General features: G+C 71.9%; 20 protein-coding genes. 3 read left to right on the top strand and 17 right to left on the bottom strand.

Annotated features, from left to right (window positions below):
- Positions 1-9: 9 nt before the first annotated feature.
- The 6 genes from ACQP2P_RS07335 to rimP all read right to left on the bottom strand — a co-directional run bounded on the left by ACQP2P_RS07335 (position 10) and on the right by rimP (position 6,666).
- Positions 10-306, bottom strand: a complete 297-nt coding sequence (locus ACQP2P_RS07335; RefSeq protein ID WP_433084390.1) for a DUF503 domain-containing protein — start codon at positions 304-306, stop codon at positions 10-12.
- Positions 307-1,013: 707 nt separating this feature from the next.
- Positions 1,014-1,436: a hypothetical protein gene (locus ACQP2P_RS07330; RefSeq protein WP_433614150.1), complete on the bottom strand. Its 423-nt coding sequence runs from the start codon at positions 1,434-1,436 to the stop codon at positions 1,014-1,016.
- A gap of 83 nt (positions 1,437-1,519) precedes the next feature.
- Positions 1,520-4,582: a translation initiation factor IF-2 gene (gene infB, locus ACQP2P_RS07325; RefSeq protein ID WP_433614149.1), complete on the bottom strand. Its 3,063-nt coding sequence runs from the start codon at positions 4,580-4,582 to the stop codon at positions 1,520-1,522.
- Positions 4,583-4,739: 157 nt separating this feature from the next.
- Positions 4,740-4,976, bottom strand: coding sequence for a YlxR family protein (locus tag ACQP2P_RS07320; RefSeq protein WP_433614148.1), 237 nt, complete (start codon positions 4,974-4,976; stop codon positions 4,740-4,742).
- Positions 4,977-5,089: 113 nt separating this feature from the next.
- A complete protein-coding gene (gene nusA / locus ACQP2P_RS07315) occupies positions 5,090-6,124 on the bottom strand; it encodes a transcription termination factor NusA (RefSeq protein WP_433614147.1) in 1,035 nt (344 codons plus the stop codon).
- Positions 6,121-6,666 (bottom strand): ribosome maturation factor RimP, encoded by a 546-nt coding sequence (gene rimP / locus ACQP2P_RS07310; RefSeq protein ID WP_433614146.1) that lies wholly within the window; start codon positions 6,664-6,666, stop codon positions 6,121-6,123. Before rimP ends, nusA begins: the two co-directional genes overlap by 4 nt.
- A gap of 208 nt (positions 6,667-6,874) precedes the next feature.
- Here rimP and ACQP2P_RS07305 point away from each other — a divergent pair, with 208 nt between their 5' ends.
- Positions 6,875-7,366 (top strand): hypothetical protein, encoded by a 492-nt coding sequence (locus ACQP2P_RS07305; protein WP_433614145.1) that lies wholly within the window; start codon positions 6,875-6,877, stop codon positions 7,364-7,366.
- Complete coding sequence (locus tag ACQP2P_RS07300; protein WP_433614144.1) at positions 7,363-7,794, top strand: ferritin-like domain-containing protein; 432 nt, start codon at positions 7,363-7,365, stop codon at positions 7,792-7,794. Before ACQP2P_RS07305 ends, ACQP2P_RS07300 begins: the two co-directional genes overlap by 4 nt.
- A 324-nt stretch (positions 7,795-8,118) precedes the next feature.
- Here the strand turns inward: ACQP2P_RS07300 and map are convergent, their stop codons facing one another.
- A complete protein-coding gene (gene map, locus ACQP2P_RS07295) occupies positions 8,119-8,976 on the bottom strand; it encodes a type I methionyl aminopeptidase (RefSeq protein ID WP_433614143.1) in 858 nt (285 codons plus the stop codon).
- Between the two features lie 53 nt (positions 8,977-9,029).
- Between map and ACQP2P_RS07290 the strand changes: the two genes are divergently transcribed.
- Entirely contained in the window at positions 9,030-9,215 is a 186-nt protein-coding gene (locus tag ACQP2P_RS07290; RefSeq protein ID WP_433614142.1) for a hypothetical protein, read from the top strand.
- Here the strand turns inward: ACQP2P_RS07290 and ACQP2P_RS07285 are convergent.
- The 10 genes from ACQP2P_RS07285 to ACQP2P_RS07240 form a co-directional block, all read right to left on the bottom strand.
- Positions 9,212-9,739: a Uma2 family endonuclease gene (locus tag ACQP2P_RS07285; protein ID WP_433614141.1), complete on the bottom strand. Its 528-nt coding sequence runs from the start codon at positions 9,737-9,739 to the stop codon at positions 9,212-9,214. The genes ACQP2P_RS07290 and ACQP2P_RS07285 overlap by 4 nt on opposite strands.
- Before the next feature lie 19 nt (positions 9,740-9,758).
- Positions 9,759-10,478, bottom strand: a complete 720-nt coding sequence (locus tag ACQP2P_RS07280; RefSeq protein ID WP_433614140.1) for a gamma-glutamyl-gamma-aminobutyrate hydrolase family protein — start codon at positions 10,476-10,478, stop codon at positions 9,759-9,761.
- A gap of 4 nt (positions 10,479-10,482) precedes the next feature.
- The gene (locus ACQP2P_RS07275) at positions 10,483-11,385 is read right to left on the bottom strand and encodes an LLM class flavin-dependent oxidoreductase (RefSeq protein WP_433614139.1); all 903 of its coding nucleotides are present in this window, start codon (positions 11,383-11,385) and stop codon (positions 10,483-10,485) included.
- Positions 11,386-11,455: 70 nt separating this feature from the next.
- Positions 11,456-12,142 carry a gamma-glutamyl-gamma-aminobutyrate hydrolase family protein gene (locus ACQP2P_RS07270; protein ID WP_433614138.1) on the bottom strand — a complete coding sequence of 229 codons (687 nt, stop codon included), beginning with the start codon at positions 12,140-12,142 and terminating at the stop codon, positions 11,456-11,458.
- A gap of 2 nt (positions 12,143-12,144) precedes the next feature.
- A complete protein-coding gene (locus tag ACQP2P_RS07265; RefSeq protein ID WP_433614137.1) occupies positions 12,145-12,912 on the bottom strand; it encodes a 3-oxoacyl-ACP reductase in 768 nt (255 codons plus the stop codon).
- On the bottom strand, positions 12,913-14,268 hold the full coding sequence (locus ACQP2P_RS07260; protein WP_433614136.1) for an aldehyde dehydrogenase family protein: 1,356 nt from the start codon (positions 14,266-14,268) through the stop codon (positions 12,913-12,915).
- Positions 14,269-14,434: 166 nt separating this feature from the next.
- Positions 14,435-15,784, bottom strand: a complete 1,350-nt coding sequence (locus ACQP2P_RS07255) for a glutamine synthetase family protein (RefSeq protein ID WP_433614135.1) — start codon at positions 15,782-15,784, stop codon at positions 14,435-14,437.
- A gap of 36 nt (positions 15,785-15,820) precedes the next feature.
- On the bottom strand, positions 15,821-16,585 hold the full coding sequence (locus ACQP2P_RS07250) for a FadR/GntR family transcriptional regulator (RefSeq protein WP_433614134.1): 765 nt from the start codon (positions 16,583-16,585) through the stop codon (positions 15,821-15,823).
- A gap of 63 nt (positions 16,586-16,648) precedes the next feature.
- On the bottom strand, positions 16,649-18,211 hold the full coding sequence (locus tag ACQP2P_RS07245) for an amino acid permease (RefSeq protein ID WP_433614133.1): 1,563 nt from the start codon (positions 18,209-18,211) through the stop codon (positions 16,649-16,651).
- A 12-nt stretch (positions 18,212-18,223) separates the two neighbouring features.
- Positions 18,224-19,231, bottom strand: a complete 1,008-nt coding sequence (locus ACQP2P_RS07240) for a choline/ethanolamine kinase family protein (RefSeq protein ID WP_433614132.1) — start codon at positions 19,229-19,231, stop codon at positions 18,224-18,226.
- Positions 19,232-19,636: the final 405 nt, after the last annotated feature.

Raw genomic sequence — 19,636 nt, 5'->3', positions numbered from 1 at the left:
AAGCCAGGTTTACTCGTCGTCGTCACCGTGCAACCGACGGCGCACGGAGAGCAGTTCGAACTCGGGCCGCCCGGCGACGGCCCGCTCGCACGTGTCGAGCACTTCCCGCACGTGCCCCGCCTCGGCGGCCACGACGGCGATGCCGATCTCGGCCCGCCCGGTGAGATCGAGCGCGCCGACCTCGGCTACGGAGACCTCGAACTTGCGCAGGTGAGCGATCAGGGGCCGCACGTAGGAGCGCTTGGCCTTGAGCGAACGCGAGTCACCGGGCAGGAGAAGGTCGAAGACCGCGGTTCCGGTATACACGGCGCAAGATCCTAACCGCCGCGGCGGGATTCCGCGCCGGGTTAAAAACTTCCCTGCTCGGGCCCGCGTCACCTGCGGACCGTCGCTCCCGCCAGGGACCCCGCTGGGGCCCAGCATTCGCCGGCCCGAGCGGGGCGACGTCCGCGGTGCCAAGGACTGACCGAGCAGCACTCGTCGCCACCCGCTTGGCGCTCGCGCTCCCGCCCCGCCGAGGCACCCGTCCCACGTTCCAGCAGGTCACCGCCAGATCGTCTTGGTGCCCCACGAGTCAGTCCGGTCTTGGGAGGCCAATGCTCCGCCTCGTTCTCCACGCACTGTTCGGCGGACCGACGTATCGCTGTCTGCACGCTGGCGTTGTTCACGCCGCGACTCACTCCGGCGCCCTCCACACACCACCTCCACGAACCACCACGCCGCCCTCACGCGGCGACCACGCGGCTCACTCCAGCGCCTCGCACGCAACCCGCGACTCACCGACGCCCTCACACGGCACGCCCGCGAACCACCGAGATGCCCTCACACGGCCACCTGGCACATCACTCCAGCGTCTCGCACGCAACGCCAACGCCCGCGACCGACTCCGACGCCGTCACACGCCATGCCGGCAGCTCACCCTGGCGCCTTCACGGAGCCACCTCTGCCCCCGCCGAGCGACTCCGCACCGCCGCCCCAAGCCGGACATTTCCGATATGTCACCTATGCGGCAATCACGCCACCATCAGCGGGTCCTCACCCGCGGGCGTCATCGGCGACTCGAACGGCGGCCGAGCCAGGATCGGCGGCTCCGGCTCGATCGGCAACCCGGCCGCCCCCGCCGCCGGCACGGGCCCCGGCCGCCGCGGCTGCACCGCCCCGGCGCTGCCTCCCCGCCCGCGATAGACGTAGAGCGAGTCGGGCGCCACGGCATCCAGCGCCGCCACGACCGCCGGCAGCTGCCGGAACCGCTGCCAGTCGGACGCGTCGGCGAAGCCGACCTCGAAGACGACCCCGAAGTCCTCGGATCGCCAGGCCCAGTCCTTGGCCCCGTGCGTCACCGCGGCCTCGATGAGGGCCGCGCTGTGGGTGTCACGCCACTGCCGCGCCGGGAACTCCCCGTCGCGGACCTCGATCGACCACCACGACAGATCCATGATGTGACCGAGATTACTCCTCCATCCGCAGATGCCGAAGGGGGCCGCGGCGAACCGCGGCCCCCTTCAGGTCGTGCCGTCGATCAGGTGCGGGGCTTCTCGCGAAGCTCCCACGTCTCGATGACGTCGCCGATCTGGATGTCGTTGAACGTCCCGAGCGTGATACCGCACTCGAAGCCCTCGCGGACCTCGGTCGCGTCGTCCTTGAAGCGGCGCAGGCCGGCGATCGTGAGGTTGTCGTTGACCACCGCACCGTCGCGGACCAGGCGCGCCTTGCTGTTGCGCCGGATCAGGCCGGTGCGGACGATGCAACCCGCGATGTTGCCGAAGCGCGACGAGCGGAAGACCTCGCGGATCTCCGCCGAGCCGAGCTCGACCTCCTCGTAGACCGGCTTGAGCAGGCCCTTGAGGGAGGACTCGATGTCCTCGATCGCCTGGTAGATGACGGTGTAGTACCGGATCTCCACGCCCTCGCGGTCGGCCAGGTCGCGCGTGCGGCCCTCGGCCCGCACGTTGAACCCGATGATGATCGCGTCCGAGGCGCTGGCCAGGTTGACGTCGTCCTGCGTGACCGCACCGACACCGCGGTGGATGATCCGCAGCTGGACCTCGTCCGAGACGACGATCTTGACCAGCGCGTCCTCGAGCGCCTCGACCGAGCCCGAGCCATCACCCTTGAGGATGAGGTTGAGCGTGGTCTTCTCGCCCTGCTTGAGCTGGTCGAACAGCGTCTCGAGGGTGACCCGGCCGGTGCGTGCGGCCATCTCGGCCGCGCGGCGGCGAGCCTGCCGCTGCTCGGCGATCTGACGCGCGGTGCGGTCGTCGTCGGCGGCGAGGAACGTGTCGCCGGCGCCGGGCACCGAGGTCAGGCCGAGCACGAGGACCGGACGGGCCGGACCCGCGTGCGGCACGGGCTTGCCGTTCTCGTCGAGCATCGCGCGGACGCGTCCGTAGGCGCGGCCGGCGACGATCGAGTCACCGACGTTGAGCGTGCCCTTCTCCACCAGGACGGTGGCGACCGGGCCACGGCCGCGGTCGAGGTGCGACTCGATCGCGATGCCCTGGGCCGGGCCGTCGATGGGCGCGCGCAGGTCGAGCGCGGCGTCGGCGGTCAGCAGGACGGCCTCGAGGAGCCCGTCGATGTTGATCCGGCTCTTCGCCGAGATGTCGACGAACATCGTCTCGCCGCCGTACTCCTCGGCGACCAGCCCGTACTGCGTGAGCTCCTGCCGCACCTTGGCCGGGTTGGCCTCGGGCTTGTCGATCTTGTTCACCGCGACCACGATCGGCACCTCGGCCGCCTGGGCGTGGTTGAGCGCCTCGATGGTCTGCGGCATCACGCCGTCGTCGGCCGCGACCACCAGGACCACGATGTCCGTGGCCTGGGCACCACGGGCACGCATGGCGGTGAACGCCTCGTGACCCGGGGTGTCGATGAAGGTGATCGCGCGGTCCTCGTCCTCGTGCTCGACGTGGACCTGGTAGGCACCGATGTGCTGGGTGATGCCGCCCGCCTCGCCCGCCGCGACGTTCGTCTGGCGGATCGCGTCGAGCAGCTTCGTCTTACCGTGGTCGACGTGGCCCATGACGGTCACGACCGGCGGCCGGACGACCAGGCGCTCCTCGTCGACGTCGGCGTCGAGGTCGATGTCGAAGCGGGCCAGCAGCTCGCGGTCCTCGTCCTCGGGGCTGACGATCTGCACGTCGAAGCCGAGGTGCTCGCCGAGCAGCTGCAGCGTCTCGTTGGTGCACGACTGGGTCGCCGTCACCATCTCGCCCAGGTTGAACATCTCCTGCACGAGCGAGCCCGGGTTCGCGTTGATCCGGTCGGCGAAGTCCGACAGCGACGCACCCTGCGGGAGGCGGATCGTCTGACCCTGACCCCGCGGGGCACCCGAGCCCATGGTGGGCGCGGAGAGGTTGTCGAACTCCTGTCTGCGCTGCTTCTTCGACTTCCGGCCACGGGTCGGACGGCCGCCGGGACGCCCGAAGGCACCCGCCGCACCGCCGCCACGGCCACGACCGCCGGCGCCACCACCGGGGCGACCGGCACCGCCGGCACCCGCGGGCGCGCCGCCGCCACCGCCGGGGCCGCCGCGGTAGCCACCGCCACCGCCGCCCCCACCGGGACCGCCACGGAAGCCACCGCCACCGCCGCCCCCACCGGGACCGCCACGGAAGCCGCCACCGCCGCCGCCCGGACCGCCGGGACGACCGGCACCGCCGCCGCCGGGGCCGCCGCGGAAGCCGCCGCCGCCACCGCCGCCGGGGCGACCGGGACGGTCACCGCCGGGGCCGCCGGGGCGACCGGGCCGCTGGCTCGGCATCTGCGACGGGTTCGGCCGGGGGCCGCCCATCGAGGCCGGGTTGGGCCGCGGGGGCATGGACGAGGGGTTGGGCCGCGGGATGTTGCCGGGTGTCGGCGGGCGCGGCGAGGCGCCACCCGACACGCCGAACGGGTTGTTGCCCGGGGACCGGGCCGGCGGGCGGTTGCCCTGACCGGGACGCGGACCCTGACCGGGACGCGGGCCGCCCGGGGCCGGCGCGCCGCCGCCGGACGAGCCGGGGGCGGGGCCGGGACGCGGGCCGGGCGTGGGCGCACCGGAGCCACCGCTGGGCGGCGCCGGGGTGTCCCGCCGGGTGTTCTCCCGCTGACGGGCCTGCTGAGCGGCCTTCATGGTCGCTTCCTGCTCAGCCTTCAGCGCGGCCGCACGCTGCTCCGCGGCCTGGACCTCGATGTCGTGCGCACTCGTCGGCTTGACGGCCGGCGGGGCGGGACGCGGCGGACCGGGCACGGGGCCACGGCCGCCCCCGCCTCCCGAGCCGCTCGATCCGCCACCCGCGGGCGGCTGCGGCCGCTTCGGGGGCGCAAAGGGCTTCGCCGCCGGAGACGGCGTCGGACGGGGAGCCGTCGGAACTGGCGTCGACGATGGGGCCGACGCAGACGGCGCAGGGGGCGCGGAGGGCGCCGGAGCGGACCCTCCACCATTCTCGAAGCTCGCTCGCAGCCGGCGCGCCACGGGCGCCTCAACCGTGCTGGATGCGGACTTCACGTATTCGCCAAGCTCCTGCAGCTTCGCGAGCACGGTCTTGCTTTCGACCCCGAGCTCTTTCGCCAGCTCGTGTACGCGGGCCTTGCCTGCCACTACACTCCTCACCTCGAGGCCGGGCGGCAAGTCCGCTCCGACCTCACTCGTGCACTTGAAGCCTGGTCATCTCAGGGACTTCATCGTGTGCTCATGTCCGTCGTCCTACCTTGCGTGTCCGGGTGGGGCGTCGCGCTCCCACCACCGGCGGTTCCGGTCACTGCGTATGCTCCGGCTCCGTCACCGCCGCCGAGGCGACGGCTTCGGCCAGCGGACCGGTGTCCAGGACACCGGCGATGCGCAGGGCCCGCCCGAAGGCGCGCCGACGCTCCGCTAGCGCGAGGCAAGCCGGATCGGGATGCAGGTGCGCGCCCCGGCCCGGCCGTCTGCGAGCCGGATCGGGGACGGCCCTGAACTGGTCAGGGCCGATCTCGATCGCGACAAATCGCAGCAACTCGGAGGATGACGCACGCTTCCGGCATCCGATACATGTGCGAACCGGCCGCCCAATGAGCAGGGGGTTCGCGGGCATGCCAGCCGGGGGCGTGCGACGTACCGTCAAGAAGTCTACCCTGCACTTTCGGCGCGTGCCGCGCCCGGTCCGGTGACGTGATCGACGTTGCCGTCCGCGGCGTTGTCCGGTCTGATATCGATCCGCCATCCGGTGAGCCGCGCGGCGAGCCGTGCGTTCTGGCCCTCTCTGCCGATGGCCAGGGAAAGCTGGAAGTCGGGAACGGTCACCCGGGCGGCCCGGTTGGCCGCGTCGACGACCTCCACGTTGAGCGCTTTCGCGGGAGAAAGGGCATTTCCGACGAACTGCGCAGGGTCCTCGGACCAGTCGATAATGTCAATCTTCTCACCGTGCAGCTCGCTCATGACCGCGCGGACCCGCTGGCCCATCGGGCCGATGCAGGCCCCCTTCGCGTTCACCCCCGCGACTGTCGAGCGTACCGCGATCTTGGTGCGGTGCCCCGCCTCCCGGGCGATGGCGGCGATCTCCACGGTACCGTCGGCGATCTCCGGCACTTCCAGCGCGAACAGGCGCTTCACGAGATTCGGGTGGGATCGCGACAGGGTGACCTGGGGACCGCGGAAGCCCTTGGCCACGTGCACCACGATGGCCTTGATCCGCTGCCCGTGCTCGTAGCGCTCCCCCGGCACCTGCTCGGCGGCCGGCAGCATCCCCTCGATCTTGCCGAGGTCGATGGTGACGATGCCCTTCTCGGCCCGCGCCTCGTGCGCCTGGATCACGCCGGTGACCAGGTCGCCGTCGCGCCCGACGTACTCGCCGAAGTGCACCTCGTCCGTGGCCTCGCGCAGCCGCTGCAGAATCACCTGCTTGGCGGTCATCGCCGCGATGCGCCCGAAGTCGTGAGGGGTGTCGTCGTACTCGCGCACGATCGTCCCGTCCTCGTCGACATCCTGCGCGAGCACGGAGGCCGCGCCGCTGCGCCGGTCGATCTCGACCCGGGCGTGCGGGTTGGCCCCGTCGGTGTGCCGGTAGGCGGTCAGCAGCGCCGTCTCGATCGCCGCGAGGATGGTCTCGAACGGGATCTCGCGCTCGCGCTCCAGTGCGCGGAGGGCCGCAAGGTCGATGTTCACGCCCCGTCCTCCCCTTCCTCATCGTCGTCGTCTTCGTCTTCGTCGATCTCTTCGTCCTCGGGGTCCGGCAGCTCGGCGAGCCGTTTGAGCTCCACCTGGACGCGGCCGGGGCCGAGGTCCGCATACGGATGCGTGCTCTTGGCCCCGTCGACGTCGAGGGTCACCCCGTCGTCGTCGGCGGCCAGCACGCGGCCGGTCACCTCGCGCCCGGCGACCTTCACCTTCACCAGCCGGCTGCGGTTGCGCCGCCAGTGCCGGGGCAGGGTCAGCGGCCGTTCGACGCCGGGCGAGCCGACCTCCAGCTCGTACTCCCCCGCGACCAGCTCGTCGCCCTCGGCCTCGGCCTTGTCCAGCGCCGCGGAGATGCCCCGGGAGAGCTCGGCGACCGCGTCGAGGTCGACGCCGTGGTCGCTGTCGACCGCGATGCGCACCAGGTGCCGCCGCCCGACCCGGGTGACGGTGAGGTCCTCGAGGTCGAAACCACCGGCCGTGACGACCGGTTCGACCACGTCCAGGAGACGCTGTCGATGCTGCTGCGCCATAGATCGACACCCCTCCTGTGGGCGCCCGCACGGGCGCACGGCTCATCGCCGCCTGCGCCGAAACGCGCGGGCGGCTCGTGCAGAGCGTAACGCGACGTGACTCGGGACGTCCCGGCGGCGCTCCGAACGCCACCCGCCGGCGGCACCCACCAGCGCCTTCAGAGGGCGGGTACACGGCGAGGGGCGCCGATGGTGTTCACTAATGCGCGTGCATCTCCGCCGACGCGCCCTGCTCGCCGCCGCCGCGGCGGCCACGACCGCGGCGCTGACGGGCTGTGATCTCGGCGACGATCCGAAGGACCCGCCGTTCGACCCGACGGGCGACGCGCTCATGCCGCTGCTGACGCGCACGGTCGCGCTCCGCGACCGATACGGCGAGGCGCTGACCGCCTTCCCGGCGCTGCAGGACCGGCTCGGCCCGCTCAAGGACGACCACGAGCAGCACGTCGTCGCGCTTGCCCGGGAGATCGGCCTGCCGGAGCGGGGCCCGTTCCCGGCGGCGAGCGGCTCCGCGGCCGCGCCACCCTCGGCCGGCCCGCTGCCGGGCGACCAGGCGGCGGCCCTGGCCGAGCTCGCGAAGCTGGAGAAGGACGGCCGCCAGGACGCGGAGACGGCGTGCCTGGCCGCGCCCTCCTACCGGGCGGCCCTGCTGGGCTCGATCGCCGCCTGCCGGGCGGGCCACGCGGAGGTGCTCGCATGACGGCGGCGGACGAGCGGCTCGTCGCCGCGCTGCAGGCCGAGCACGCGGCCATCTACGGGTACGGCGTGCTGGGCCCCAAGCTCGACGCGAACACGATCGCTCTCGCCCGCGCCGCCGACAGCGCCCACCGCACGCGCCGCGACGCGCTGCTGGTGCGGCTCACCAGCGCCGGGGTGACCCCGCCGCCGACCGCGGCCTCCTATCAGCTGCCGTTCGCGGTGACCGACCGCGCGACGGCGCTCAAGCTCGCCGTCCAGCTGGAGGACCGCACCGCGGCGCAATGGCGCCTGGCCCTGCCGGCCACCGACGGCGACGTGCGCAAGATCGTCCTCGACGCGCTGATCGACTGCACGACGCGCGCGGTCGGGTTCCGCAAGGCGGGCAGCCTGACGCCGCTAGTGGCCGCGTTCCCGGGCAAGACCGCCTGACCCCTGTCCCTGACCCCTGTCCCTGCCGGGCATGCCGGCCTGCGCCGGGCCCGGATTCCGTCTGCGCGCACCCCGCGAAGGCCGGTCACAACACCGCGCCGATACTCCCGAACTTGTGCCACAGCAACGCCGCGGCCCTCCACCGCGCTGTCCGCTCCGCGACGATTGCTGCATCACGCCACGAGCGTCTAGACGAGAGGAGGGCCAGACATGCGCCGCACCGCGTGGGCCGGTCCGACGATGCAGCCGCGTCGTTAACGAGTACGCCGTCTCGTGAGCCTGCCGTCTCGGGGCAACACCGCCCCCGAGACGGCCCAGGCCGATCTACGGCAGCGTCAGAATTTCGTACCCGTCCTCGGTGACGACGATCGTGTGCTCGAACTGGGCCGTCCACTTGCGGTCCTTCGTGACGACCGTCCAGCCGTCCTTCCAGATGTCGTACTCGTGGGTCCCCAGCGTGATCATGGGCTCGATGGTGAACGTCATGCCCGGCTCCATGATCGTGGTGAGCCGCGGGTTGTCGTAGTGGGGCACGTAGAGCCCGGTGTGGAAGACCTCGTTGATGCCGTGCCCGGTGAAGTCGCGCACGACGCCGTAGTGGAAGCGCTTGGCGTACGCCTCGATCACCCGGCCGATCGCGTTGAGGGGGCGCCCGGGCGCCACGGCGCGGATGCCGCGCATCATCGCCTCGTGCGTGCGCTCGACCAGCAGCCGCGCCTCCTCGTCGACGTCGCCGACGCAGAAGGTCTGGTTGGTGTCGCCGTGCACGCCGCCGATGAACGCGGTCACGTCGACATTGAGGATGTCGCCGTCCTCGATCACCGTCGAGTCGGGGATGCCGTGGCAGATGACCTCGTTCAGCGAGGTGCAGCACGACTTCGGGAAGCTCTTGTACCCCAGCGTCGAGGGGTAGGCGCCGTTGTCGCACAGGAACTCGTGCACGACCCGGTCGATCTCGTCCGTGGTGACGCCCGGCTGCGCGTGCTTCCCGGCGAGCTCGGTCGCCTGCGCGGCCAGCCTGGACGCGACCCGCATCCGCTCGATGATCTCGGGCGTCTGCACGTCGGAGCCGCGGTGCTTGGCGGGCGCCCGCTTGCCGACGTATTCGGGGCGCGCGATGCCGGCGGGGACCTGACGCCACGGAGTCTGCGTGCCGGGGGCGAGCGGAGCGCGAACCTTCATGGCCAGAAGCGTAACGCGCATCAACTCGGGCCCGTCCGGGTAACCACCCAGGCATGATCGATGACGAACGCATCCGCGACCGGGCCGAGCTGCTGCCGGAGGAGCTGGCGGCGGGCAGCGACGACCCGAAGGCCCAGGCCGAGGCCGTGCTGCAGGACTCCGACGACCGCGAGTCCTACCGCGAGACGGCGCCCGACCTGCGCATCGAGCACCGCACCTCGGACGAGGCCGCCTCCTAGCCCTCCGCGAGCAACTCCTCGATCGGCACGACGCGGGTCTGCACGTAGCGGCCGCCCTCGAGCCGGTGCATGTAGACGACGTAGCCGTCCGCCTCCGGCTCGACGCGCCAGTACTCGGGGATGCCCGCCTGCGCGTAGACCTTCGGCTTGATGATGCGGTCCTCGTCCCGTGTCGTCCGCGACACGATCTCGACGAAGAGGTCGAAGAAGAGCGGCGGCACCAGGCCTTCGCCGGGCGGTTCCGCGTCCGGCCGCAGCCGCAGCACATCGGGGTTGCGGAAGTTGTGGTTGTCGAAGATGACACTGAGCTCATGGACCGCCTCGCGGCCCTGAGCCTCGAAGTGTTTCATCAATCGCCGGGCGATTCTTTGATGGCTGAAGCCCGGCGACGGCGACACTCGAAGCGCTCCCTCGTGCAGCTCGTAGCGGTAACCCTCGATGTGGTCGATGTCCCAGATGGCCTCGTGGACCGTCATGCCTTCCACACGGGACTCGTCTTTGTCGAGCACGGCGACCTTTCTCATGAGCCGAGGGTAACAGGGGTTATGGCCTTGTGGCCACTTGGTCCCGGCGGGCTCCGGCGGCCGCGACGAAGGCCTCGAACAGGCGGAAGTCCGTGGTGTCCTCCGGGTGCCACTGCACCCCGACCGCGAACGTCTTCGACGGGTCCTCGACCACCTCGATGAGGTCGTCCTCGGGGCACCAGCCGGTCGGCACGAGCCGCCCCGGGTCCGCGCAGCCCTGGTGGTGGAACGAGTTGACGATCACCGCCTCGCCGAGGATCCCCGCCGCCCGCGACCCGCTCGCCAGCCGGACCGGGTGCTCGCCGAACTTCGGGCCGCTCACGGGCCGGTGGTTGTGGTGGCCGAGCACGTCGGGCAGGTGCTGGTGGAGCCGCCCGCCGTAGGCGACGCACATGAGCTGCATGCCGCGGCAGATGCCGAACAGCGGCAGGTCGGCCTCGAGCGCGGCCCGCATCAGCAGCAGCTCGGCGGCGTCCCGCTCGGGCTTGACCTTGGTGGTGGCGTGCGGGGCCTCGCCGTAGAGGTCCGGGTTCACGTCCGAGCCGCCGGTGAACATGATGCCGTGCAGCCCGTCGAGCACGTCGGCGTCCGGGTCGTCGGGGGTGACCAGGACCGCCCGGCCGCCCGAGGCGTGCACCGCGTGCACGTACGAGAGCGGCAGGACCGCGGAGAAGGTGTCGTTGAGGCCGAAGCGGGTTTCCTCGGCGTACGTGGTCAGGCCGATGACCGGTCGCGACATGACCTCAACTTAGCCCCCGCGGGTCGAGGTTGTGCAGGATGTCCAGGGCCCGCTCCTCCGCCGCGTCCGGGTCGACGTCCGGCCCCGCGATCGTGGGGTCGAAGTTGAGGTCGTAGAAGACCTCGGTGACCCCCTGCGTGCCCAGCCAGGCGACGTCCTCGCGGATCTTCTCCCACGAGCCGGTCAGCATCTCGCCCCCGGGCCGGAACAGCACGCCGCGGCACACGATGCGCAGCGCGTCCGGATCGCGCCCGGCCGCCTCCGCGCCCGCGCGCACCAGCTCGACGTCCCGGCCGATCCGCGTGAGGTCGTGCGCGGAGCGCGACACCCACCCGTCGGCGATCTCCCCGGCCCGGCGCAGCGCGGCCGGCACGGATCCGCCGAGCAGGATCGGCACCCCGCCCTCCTGCGCCGGCCTGGGCGCCATGCGCCCGGGCGGGAGCGTGTACAGCTCCCCGTCGAACGCGCTGACCTCGTCGCGCCACAGCGTGCGCAGGACCGCCACGAACTCCCGCGTCCGCGCGGCCCGCCGCTGCCCGCTCGCCCCGGTGGCGACGAACTCCGCCTCCGACCACCCGGTCCCGAGCCCCAGGTCGACGCGCCCGCCGCTGAGCACGTCCAGGGAGCCGACCTGCTTGGCGAGGTACGCCGGGCTGACGAACGGCAGATTGACGACGGCCACCCCGAGCCTGATCCGCTCGGTGCGCGCCGCGGCGAACGCGAGGGCCACCAGCGGGTCCAGCACGCTGCGGTAGACGGGGTCGACGTCCTGTTCGGCGCCGACGAAGAGCCGCTGGAAGGACCAGAGGGAGTCGTACTGCCGCTGCTCCGCCGCCTCCGCGATGCGCGCCACCCGCTCCGGTGTGGCCCACGTGCCCGACACTGGCAGCCCAAACCCGATTCGCATGCCCCTCACCTACCCAGAACACGCGGCCCTGACCCGCCCAAGCTCGGATCAGGCCGCGCCCGAGCGCCCGTCAGACCGCGGCGACCAGTGCCGCGAAGGGCCGGACGTCGCCGGCCTCCTCGGGATGCCACTGCACCCCCAGCACGAAGCGCCGGGCCGGGTCCTCGAGCGCCTCGATCACGCCGTCGTCGGCCCACCCGGTCACGGTGAGCGTGCCCGGGGAGTCGACGGCCTGGTGGTGGTACGAGTTGACCTCCCCGGCCTCCCCGAATACCCGCGCCGCGCACGACCCCGGCGCGAAGCGGGCCGGATGCGCGCCGTAGACCCCCGGGGCGGGCTGGTGCCGCGAGTTGCCGAGCAGGTCCGGCAGGTGCTGGTGCAGCGACCCGCCGTAGGCGACGGCCAGCAGCTCCATCCCGCGGCAGATGCCCAGCACGGGCCGGTCGGCCTCGAGCGCCGCCGTCAGCACGGCCAGCTCGCCCGCGTCGCGCTCCGGGCGCGTGCGCGTCGTCGGGTGCGGCGCGGCGCCGTAGTGCGCGGGCTCGATGTCCGCGCCGCCGGCCAGCACCAGGGCGTCGAGGCGGCCGACCAGGTCCTTGGCGTCGTCGGCGTCGTCCGGCGGGAGCACGACCGCGCGCGCCCCCGCCTGCCGCACCATCCGCACGTACGCCTCGGGCACCAGCACGGCCCGGGTGTCCCAGACGCCCCACCGCGCGACCTCGGCGTACGCGGTGATGCCGATGAGCGGTCGTGACATCGCTACAGCGGCGTGACGTAGGCGCCGGTGATGCCGCCGTCGACCAGGAACGTCGACGCGGTGATGAACGAGGCGTCGTCGCTGGCCAGGAAGGCCACGGCGCCCGCGATCTCCTCGGGCGTGCCGAACCGGCCCATCGGCACGTGCACGAGGCGCCGCTGCGCGCGCTCCGGGTCCTTCGCGAAGAGCTCCATGAGCAGCGGCGTCGCGATCGGGCCGGGGCAGAGCGCGTTGACGCGGATCCCCTGGCGGGCGAACTGCACGCCGAGCTCGCGGGTCATCGACAGCACGGCGCCCTTCGAGGCGGTGTAGGCGATCTGCGACGTCGCCGCGCCGAGCAGGGCCACGAAGCTGGCCGTGTTGATGATCGAGCCCTTGCCCTGGGCCAGCATGTGCGGGATGGCGTACTTGCAGCAGAAGTACACGCTGGTGGTGTTCACCTGCAGCACGCGCTCCCACGCCTCGATGCCGGTGTCGAGGATGGAGTCGTCGTCGGGCGGGGAGATTCCGGCGTTGTTGAAGGCGATGTCCAGGCGCCCGTGGCGCTCGACGACACCGTCGAAGAGGGCCTTGACCGCGGCCTCGTCGGCGACGTCGACGGCCACGAACTCGCCGCCGACCTCCTCCGCGGCCGCTCGGCCGGCGTCGGCGTTCAGGTCGGCCGCGATCACCTTCGCGCCCTCGGACGCGAACCGGCGCGCGGTCGCCAGGCCGATGCCGCTGCCGGCACCGGTGATGACCGCGACGCGGTCCTGCAGACGTGGCTGCACCTATACCTCCGTGCTGAAGAAGACGTTCTTGACTTCGCAGAACGCGGCGACCGCGTCCGGGCCGAGCTCGCGGCCGAGGCCGCTCTGCTTGACCCCGCCGAACGGGGTCCAGTAGCGCACCGACGAGTGCGAGTTGACGCTGAGGGCACCGGTCTCCACGCCCCGGGCGACGCGGATGCCGCGGCCGAGGTCGCGGGTCCAGATCGAGCCGGACAGGCCGTACTCGGTGTCGTTGGCCAGCCGGATCGCCTCGTCCTCGTCGGAGAAGCGCAGCACGGACAGCACGGGGCCGAAGATCTCCTCGCGCCAGTGCCGGTCCTGGCTGGACTCGGCGGTGAGCACGGTCGGCGCCATCCAGTAGCCGGGGCCGTCCGGGGCGCTGCCGCGGAAGGCGACGGCGGCGTCGTCCACGTAGGAGCGCACGCTCGCCAGCTGCCCGGCGGAGATGAGCGGGCCCATCTGCGCCGACTCCAGGGCCGGGTCCTCGCAGCGGAAGGCCCGCACGGACGTCTCGAGCCGGGCCATGAACTCGTCGTACACGCTGTCCTGCACCAGCAGCCGCGACCGCGCGCAGCAGTCCTGGCCGGCGTTGTCGAACACGGAGCCGGGCGCGGACGCGGCGGCCTTGTCCAGGTCGGCGTCGGCGAACACGATGTTGGCGCTCTTGCCGCCCAGCTCCAGCGTCACCCGCTTCACCTGCTCGGCGCAGCCGGCCATGATGCGCTTGCCGACCTCCGTGGAGCCGGTGAAGCACACCTTGCGCACGAGCGGATGGGTGACGAAGCGCTGACCGACGATGGAGCCCTTGCCGGGCAGTACCGTGAAGACTCCCTCGGGCAGGCCCGCCTCCAGGGCCAGCTCGCCCAGGCGGATCGCGGTGAGCGGGGTGAGCTCGGCGGGCTTGAGCACCACGGTGTTGCCGGCGGCCAGCGCGGGCGCGAAGCCCCAGCCGGCGATCGGCATCGGGAAGTTCCAGGGCACGATGACGCCGACGACGCCCAGCGGCTCGTAGAAGGTGACGTCCAGCCCGCCCGCGACCGGGATCTGGCGGCCGCTGAGGCGCTCGGGCGCGCCCGCGTAGTAGTCGAGGACGTCGCGGACGTTGCCGGCCTCCCAGCGGGCGTTGCCGATGGTGTGCCCGGCGTTGCGCACCTCGAGCTGCGCGAGCTCCTCGTTGTGCGCGTCGACCACGGCGGCGAAGCGGCGCAGCAGCCGCGCCCGGTCGCCCGGCGAGACCGCGCGCCAGCCGGCGAAGGCCGCGTGGGCGCGCTCGATGGCGGCATCGGTCTCCGCCTCGCTCAGCGACGGGACCGTCGCCACGACCTGCTCGTCGACCGGCGAGATGACGTCGTGCATACAGACCTCTCAGTTGTACCCATGTGCTCCGACAGGCCGCGAAAGCATCCGCGACCGGAGGCCGTCCCCACGGCCCCGCGCCCGCGCGGAGGCCTCCGCGCGCTCTCAGGTCCCGGGAGGCGCCCCGTAGAGGCCTCCCGCACGCCCCCGCGTCCGCGCGGTGGCCCTACAGGCGCTCGAAGCCCCGCACGAGCTCCCAGTCCGTGACCGCCGCGTCGAACGCTGCCAGCTCGACGCGCGCCATGTTGGCGTAATGCGCGACAACGTCGTCGCCGAACGCCTCCCGCGCGAGCGCGCTGCCCTCCCACAGGTGCAGGGCCTCCCGCAGCGTGGCCGGGACGCGCGGCGCGTCCGCGTCCTCGTAGGCGTTGCCGGTGTAGACGTCCTCGAGCTCGAGGGAGTTGCGGATGCCGTGCAGCGCGCCCGCGCACAGGGCGGCGATGGCGAGGTAGGGGTTCACGTCGGCGCCCGGCACCCGGTTCTCCACGCGCATCGACGCGCCGTGCCCGACCAGGCGCAGCGCGCACGTGCGGTTGTCCAGGCCCCAGCGCACCGCGGTCGGCGCGAACGAACCGGCCTGGAAGCGCTTGTACGAGTTGATGTTCGGCGCGTAGAAGAGCGTGAACTCGCGCAGCGTCGCGAGGATGCCCGCCATGGCGCTCGCGAACATGGGCGACACCCCGTGCTCGCCGTCGCCCGCGACCGCGGGGCGCCCGTCGGCCGAGCGCAGCGAGAAGTGGATGTGGCAGGAGTTGCCCTCCCGCGCGTTCGGCTTGGCCATGAACGTGATGGAGACGCCCTCCTGCGCGGCGATCTCCTTGGCGCCGTTCTTGTACAGCACGTGCCCGTCGGCATTGGGCAGCGCGGCGTCGTAGCGGAACGCGATCTCGAGCTGGCCGAGGTTGCACTCGCCCTTCGCGCTCTCAGGGGTCAGCCCGGCGCCGGCCATCTCGTTGCGGATGCGGCGCAGCAGCGGCTCCACGCGGGCGGTCTGCAGCAGCGAGTAGTCGGAGTTGAAGAGGGTCACCGGCGTCAGCTCGCGGTACGACCGCCGGAACGCGTCCTCATAGGACTCCCGGAACGCGATGAACTCGAGCTCCGTGCCGGTGTAGGCGGAGTATCCGGCTTCGTGCAGGGCGCCGAGCTGGGCCTGCAGCACCTGGCGCGGCGACGCGGTGACCGGGGCGCCGTCCAGCAGCTTGAGGTCGGCGAGCACCAGCACGGTGCCGGGGTGCCACGGGATGCGCCGCATCGTGGTGAAGTCCGGGATCATCGCGAAGTCGCCGTAGCCGCCGGCCCACGAAGACATCGCGTAGCCGTCGACCGTGTTCATGTCGACGTCGACGGCGAGCAGGTAGTTGCAGCCCTCGGTGCCGTGCGCGACGACGTCGTCCAGGAAGTGCGCGGCGTGGAAGCGCTTGCCCTGGAGCCGCCCCTGCATGTCCGTGATGGCCACGATGACGGTGTCGATCTCGCCCTCGGTCACGGCGACGCGCAGCTGCTCGACGGTCAACATCGGCTTCCCCTAAAGGTCTAGAACCAAACCATAAACTCAACCCAGCAGCCCGCGCAACAACGCCGCGGTGGCGTCGCAGTGCTCCTCCATCTCGCCGCGGGCCACCCCCGGGTCGCCCGCCAGGATCGCCTCGACCACCCGCTCGTGCTGGGCGTCGGAGTGGTCGAGGTTGCGCCGCAGCACCGGGATCGCGGCCAGCAGCCGGTCCAGGCGCAGCTGCACGTCGGCGATCGACGCCGCCACCGAGGTCGAGCCGCTGGCCGCCGCGATCGCCAGGTGCAGCCGCGAGTCGTTGACCCGCCGGGTGAGCGGGTCGCGCGTCCGCGCGGCGGCCAGGCACGCCACCAGGTGCGCGCGGTCGGGCGCGGACAGCGCCCGGGTGGCGGCCAGCGCGGCCGCGCCCGGCTCCAGCACCCGGCGGAAGTCCAGCGCGTCGTGCAGCGCGTCGCCCATCTCCCGGGCCAGCGTCGCGGCGTCCTGCACCTGGCCCGCGTCGCCGGGATCGCCGGTGGCGCGGACCACGAACGTGCCGCCGGAGCGGCCCCGGCGCGACTCGAGGAACCCCGCCTCGCGCAGCGCCGCGATCGCCTCCCGCAGCGTGACCCGGCTGACCTGGAGCCGCTCGGCGAGCTCCCGCTCGGGCGGGAGCCGTTCGCCGACCGGCACGAGGCCGAGCCGGATCGCCTGGGCCAGCCGGGCGACGGTGATCTCGAATGCGTTGCCGCCCCGCACCGGGCGCCACATCGGCACCCCCGACAGCGGCTCCGTCGCCACGCCACCGCGTCCGACTTGGGACGGCATCCGACCTCCCGGCTAGGTCTCCGGGCCGGCCATCGCGGCGACCGGCCCGGAGACCATCATCCCCTACTCCTGCGCGGCGGCCGTGTCCTCGGCCATGGCCTGATCGATGGTCCGGATCGGGCCGTGGAACCAGGTGCGGGCCGAGAGCACCCACCACAGTGCCGCCCCGCCGATCACGATGACCATCGCGATCGGGGCATAGTTGACCGCGGTCCAGGTGAAGCCCTCGTGGCCCGGGATCGCGGTCGGCGTGAACGGCATGATGAAGTAGATCGACACGATCACGATCTCCACCACCGCGATCCAGCCGAGCACCTTGTACTTGCCGCCCAGCGTCCACGGCCCGGGGACGAACCGGTCGCCCATCCGCAGCCGCAGGTAGATCGGGATGAGGAACGCGACGTAGAGGCCGATGACGGCGACGGAGACGACGGCGTAGAACGCGGTCGGCGCGCCGGTCGGGCTCTTCCACAGCGCGGGCAGCGTCAGCACCAGCCCGGCGACGGCCGCGCCGAGGATCGCGTTGACCGGCGTGCCGTTGCGGTCCACTTTGGACCACAGCCGCCAGCCCGGCACCGCGCGGTCGCGACTGAACGCGTACGTCATCCGGGACATGCTCGTCACGCAGCTCATGCCGCAGAAGAACTGCCCGATGGTGGAGATGAGGATGACGGCCTTGTAGAAGCCGGCACTCAGCGCGGTCTCGAACACGGTCTTCGAGAGCCCACCGGAGGCGGTGATCTCGTCCACGTGGGTCGCCGCGAACAGGAACGCCAGCAGCAGGATCCAGCCGCCGATCGCCGAGTAGAAGATGGACTGCCACAGCCCGCGCGCGGCCGCCTTGGACGCGCCCTTCGTCTCCTCCGACACGTGGGCACAAGCATCGAAGCCCGTGATCGTGTACTGCGTGAGCAGGAACCCGAACGGCAGCACCAGGAACCAGTAGGTGGCGTCGGAGTACCCGGAGTTGTTGAAGCGCTCGGTGAACACGAACGACAGGCTCTGGTGCTTCGTCGGCACGAACGCGAGGATCAGGATGACCACGGCCGAGCCCGCCACGTGCCACCACACCGAGACGTTCTGCAGCACGTCGATGATGTTGTGACCCCAGACGTTGATGGCCACGTGCGCGGCCAGGATCACGACGAACAGCAGGAACGTCAGGGTGAGGTTGGCGCTGTCCCAGCCGGTGTACGCCTCCAGGACGTAGCTGGTGAACGTGGCGCAGCCGTAGTCGACCGACGCGGTGACCGCGACGAGCCCGACCAGGTTGAGCCAGCCGGTGAACCAGCCGTGCACGGGCTTGCCCATCCGGGCCGCCCACCAGTAGATGCCGCCGGCCGTCGGGTACGCCGAGACCAGCTCCGACATGCAGAAGCCGATGATGAGGATGAAGATCGAGATCAGCGGCCAGCCCCACGAGATGGCGATCGGGCCGCCGTTCATCCAGGCCTGGCCGAACGTGGTGAAACAGCCCGCGAGGATGGAGATGATGGAGAACGAGATGGCGAAGTTGGAGAACCCGCTCCACTTGCGCTTGAGCTCCTGCTTGTAGCCCAGTTCGGCGAGCCGCTTCTCGTCGTCGTCTTCGATCGGTAGGCCGGCCTGGGTCGGCGATGCCGACATGGCACCTCCTTGTTAGGGGTTGGGGGTGAGGGGATTCCTTCCGGTCACCGTGCCCAGCAGGCGGCCGAACCCGGGGTCGTCGAGCGCGCGCAGCGCCTGCCCCCACTTGTCGGCCGCCTCCGCCCCGTAGTCGAAGACCACCGTCTCCTCACCGCGGGCGGCGGCGTTTCCGTCGGCCCGGGAGGCCGCGTCATCGTCGGCCGGGGAGGCCGCGAGGAGTCCATGGTGGACGGTGAACCACAGGGCCCAGGTCACGTTGGACGCGATGTGGAACAGCCGGACCCGGGCCAGCAGCACCGGGCTGAGCTCGGCACCGAAGTAGGCTTCGGCCAGCCGGCCGGTCAGGTCCGGGTCGTAGTCCGCCTCGGCGGCGATGTCGCCGAGCTCGAACGCCGGGTCGTTGTTGCCGGAGAGTTGATAGTCGATGATCCGCACGCCGCTGGACGTCGCGATGAAGTTCTCCGCGAGCAGATCGTTGTGGCACGGTACCGTCTTGCCGGGCCGCTGCCGCAGAGCGTCCCGCAGCACGTCCACTGTGGACGCCCGGTCCAGGTAGCCCTCGGGCAGCGGCAGGTCGTTGCGCCGGCAGATCTCGAGCAGTTCCCGCCGCTTCTCGAAGATGTCGAAGTCGTTGGCGAACCGCGGCCCCGCGTGCAGCTTCCGGCAGGCCAGGGCCAGCGCCGGGATGACCTCGGGCCGCCGCACGTCGGCCGCCCCGAGCGTGCGCCCGGGCAGGAACTCGAGCACGATCGCGGGGACGTCGGGGAGCGTGGCGTAGACCTGCGCCCCGACCGACGCGGCGGCCGCCTCGGTGTTGGCGATCTCCAGCGCGGGGGCGATGCCCAGGCCCGCGTCGGAGACCCTCGGCTCCAGCACCCGCAGCACGTAGGGCACCCGGTCCACGTCGATGCGGTACACGTGATGGGAGAGCCCACCCGCGAGCCGCTGCCACTCGACCGCGCGGCCCATCCACGACGGGACCCGCTCCAGCAGGTCCGCGACCGACGGCACCGCACTCATGGCATCCGGCTCCTTCGCCGCGATCCGCCGATCGAATTCGAGCGAAGCCAGGCCTTTAACCCGGCCGCACCGAAGTGATCGACGTCATGGTAAGGCGAGTTAACGCCCCCTTCAGCCGCTCGTCAAGAGCACTCCCTTCGTTTACAACCCAGAAACAGTAGGCACACGTTCAGACCATTTCTCTGCGGCTTCGCCGCGGCGGGGGGTTCCCACCCCGCACCCCCCCATGGCCGCTTCGCGACCACCGGCTGCGCTTCGCTGCCGGATCAGCGTTGTGCTCGGGCTCGAATCGGCGCTCGAATCCAGGGCCGGACGCGGCGTTCGGCTCGGTCTGCATCCGTCGGGGTTGCCGCACTCCCCCGCTCGCCGCGGCGGAGCCTTCGCATCCGCGCGCTGATTCCGTCC

This window comes from Dactylosporangium sp. CA-139114 (genome assembly GCF_050955725.1).
Lineage (GTDB): Bacteria > Actinomycetota > Actinomycetes > Mycobacteriales > Micromonosporaceae > Dactylosporangium.
Note: the sequence above shows the minus strand (reverse complement) of the source record. Positions and strands in the feature narration are given on the sequence as shown.

What these genes read in the sequence shown, in the direction of transcription:
- ACQP2P_RS07330 (WP_433614150.1), bottom strand. Translation starts at nt 1,436, where the DNA reads ATGGATCTGTCGTGGTGGTCGATCGAGGTCCGCGACGGGGAGTTCCCG.
- rimP (WP_433614146.1), bottom strand. Translation starts at nt 6,666, where the DNA reads ATGGCGCAGCAGCATCGACAGCGTCTCCTGGACGTGGTCGAACCGGTC.
- ACQP2P_RS07300 (WP_433614144.1), top strand. Translation starts at nt 7,363, where the DNA reads ATGACGGCGGCGGACGAGCGGCTCGTCGCCGCGCTGCAGGCCGAGCAC.
- map (WP_433614143.1), bottom strand. Translation starts at nt 8,976, where the DNA reads ATGAAGGTTCGCGCTCCGCTCGCCCCCGGCACGCAGACTCCGTGGCGT.
- ACQP2P_RS07290 (WP_433614142.1), top strand. Translation starts at nt 9,030, where the DNA reads ATGATCGATGACGAACGCATCCGCGACCGGGCCGAGCTGCTGCCGGAG.
- ACQP2P_RS07285 (WP_433614141.1), bottom strand. Translation starts at nt 9,739, where the DNA reads ATGAGAAAGGTCGCCGTGCTCGACAAAGACGAGTCCCGTGTGGAAGGC.
- ACQP2P_RS07280 (WP_433614140.1), bottom strand. Translation starts at nt 10,478, where the DNA reads ATGTCGCGACCGGTCATCGGCCTGACCACGTACGCCGAGGAAACCCGC.
- ACQP2P_RS07275 (WP_433614139.1), bottom strand. Translation starts at nt 11,385, where the DNA reads ATGCGAATCGGGTTTGGGCTGCCAGTGTCGGGCACGTGGGCCACACCG.
- ACQP2P_RS07270 (WP_433614138.1), bottom strand. Translation starts at nt 12,142, where the DNA reads ATGTCACGACCGCTCATCGGCATCACCGCGTACGCCGAGGTCGCGCGG.
- ACQP2P_RS07260 (WP_433614136.1), bottom strand. Translation starts at nt 14,268, where the DNA reads ATGCACGACGTCATCTCGCCGGTCGACGAGCAGGTCGTGGCGACGGTC.
- ACQP2P_RS07255 (WP_433614135.1), bottom strand. Translation starts at nt 15,784, where the DNA reads ATGTTGACCGTCGAGCAGCTGCGCGTCGCCGTGACCGAGGGCGAGATC.
- ACQP2P_RS07250 (WP_433614134.1), bottom strand. Translation starts at nt 16,585, where the DNA reads ATGCCGTCCCAAGTCGGACGCGGTGGCGTGGCGACGGAGCCGCTGTCG.
- ACQP2P_RS07245 (WP_433614133.1), bottom strand. Translation starts at nt 18,211, where the DNA reads ATGTCGGCATCGCCGACCCAGGCCGGCCTACCGATCGAAGACGACGAC.
- ACQP2P_RS07240 (WP_433614132.1), bottom strand. Translation starts at nt 19,231, where the DNA reads ATGAGTGCGGTGCCGTCGGTCGCGGACCTGCTGGAGCGGGTCCCGTCG.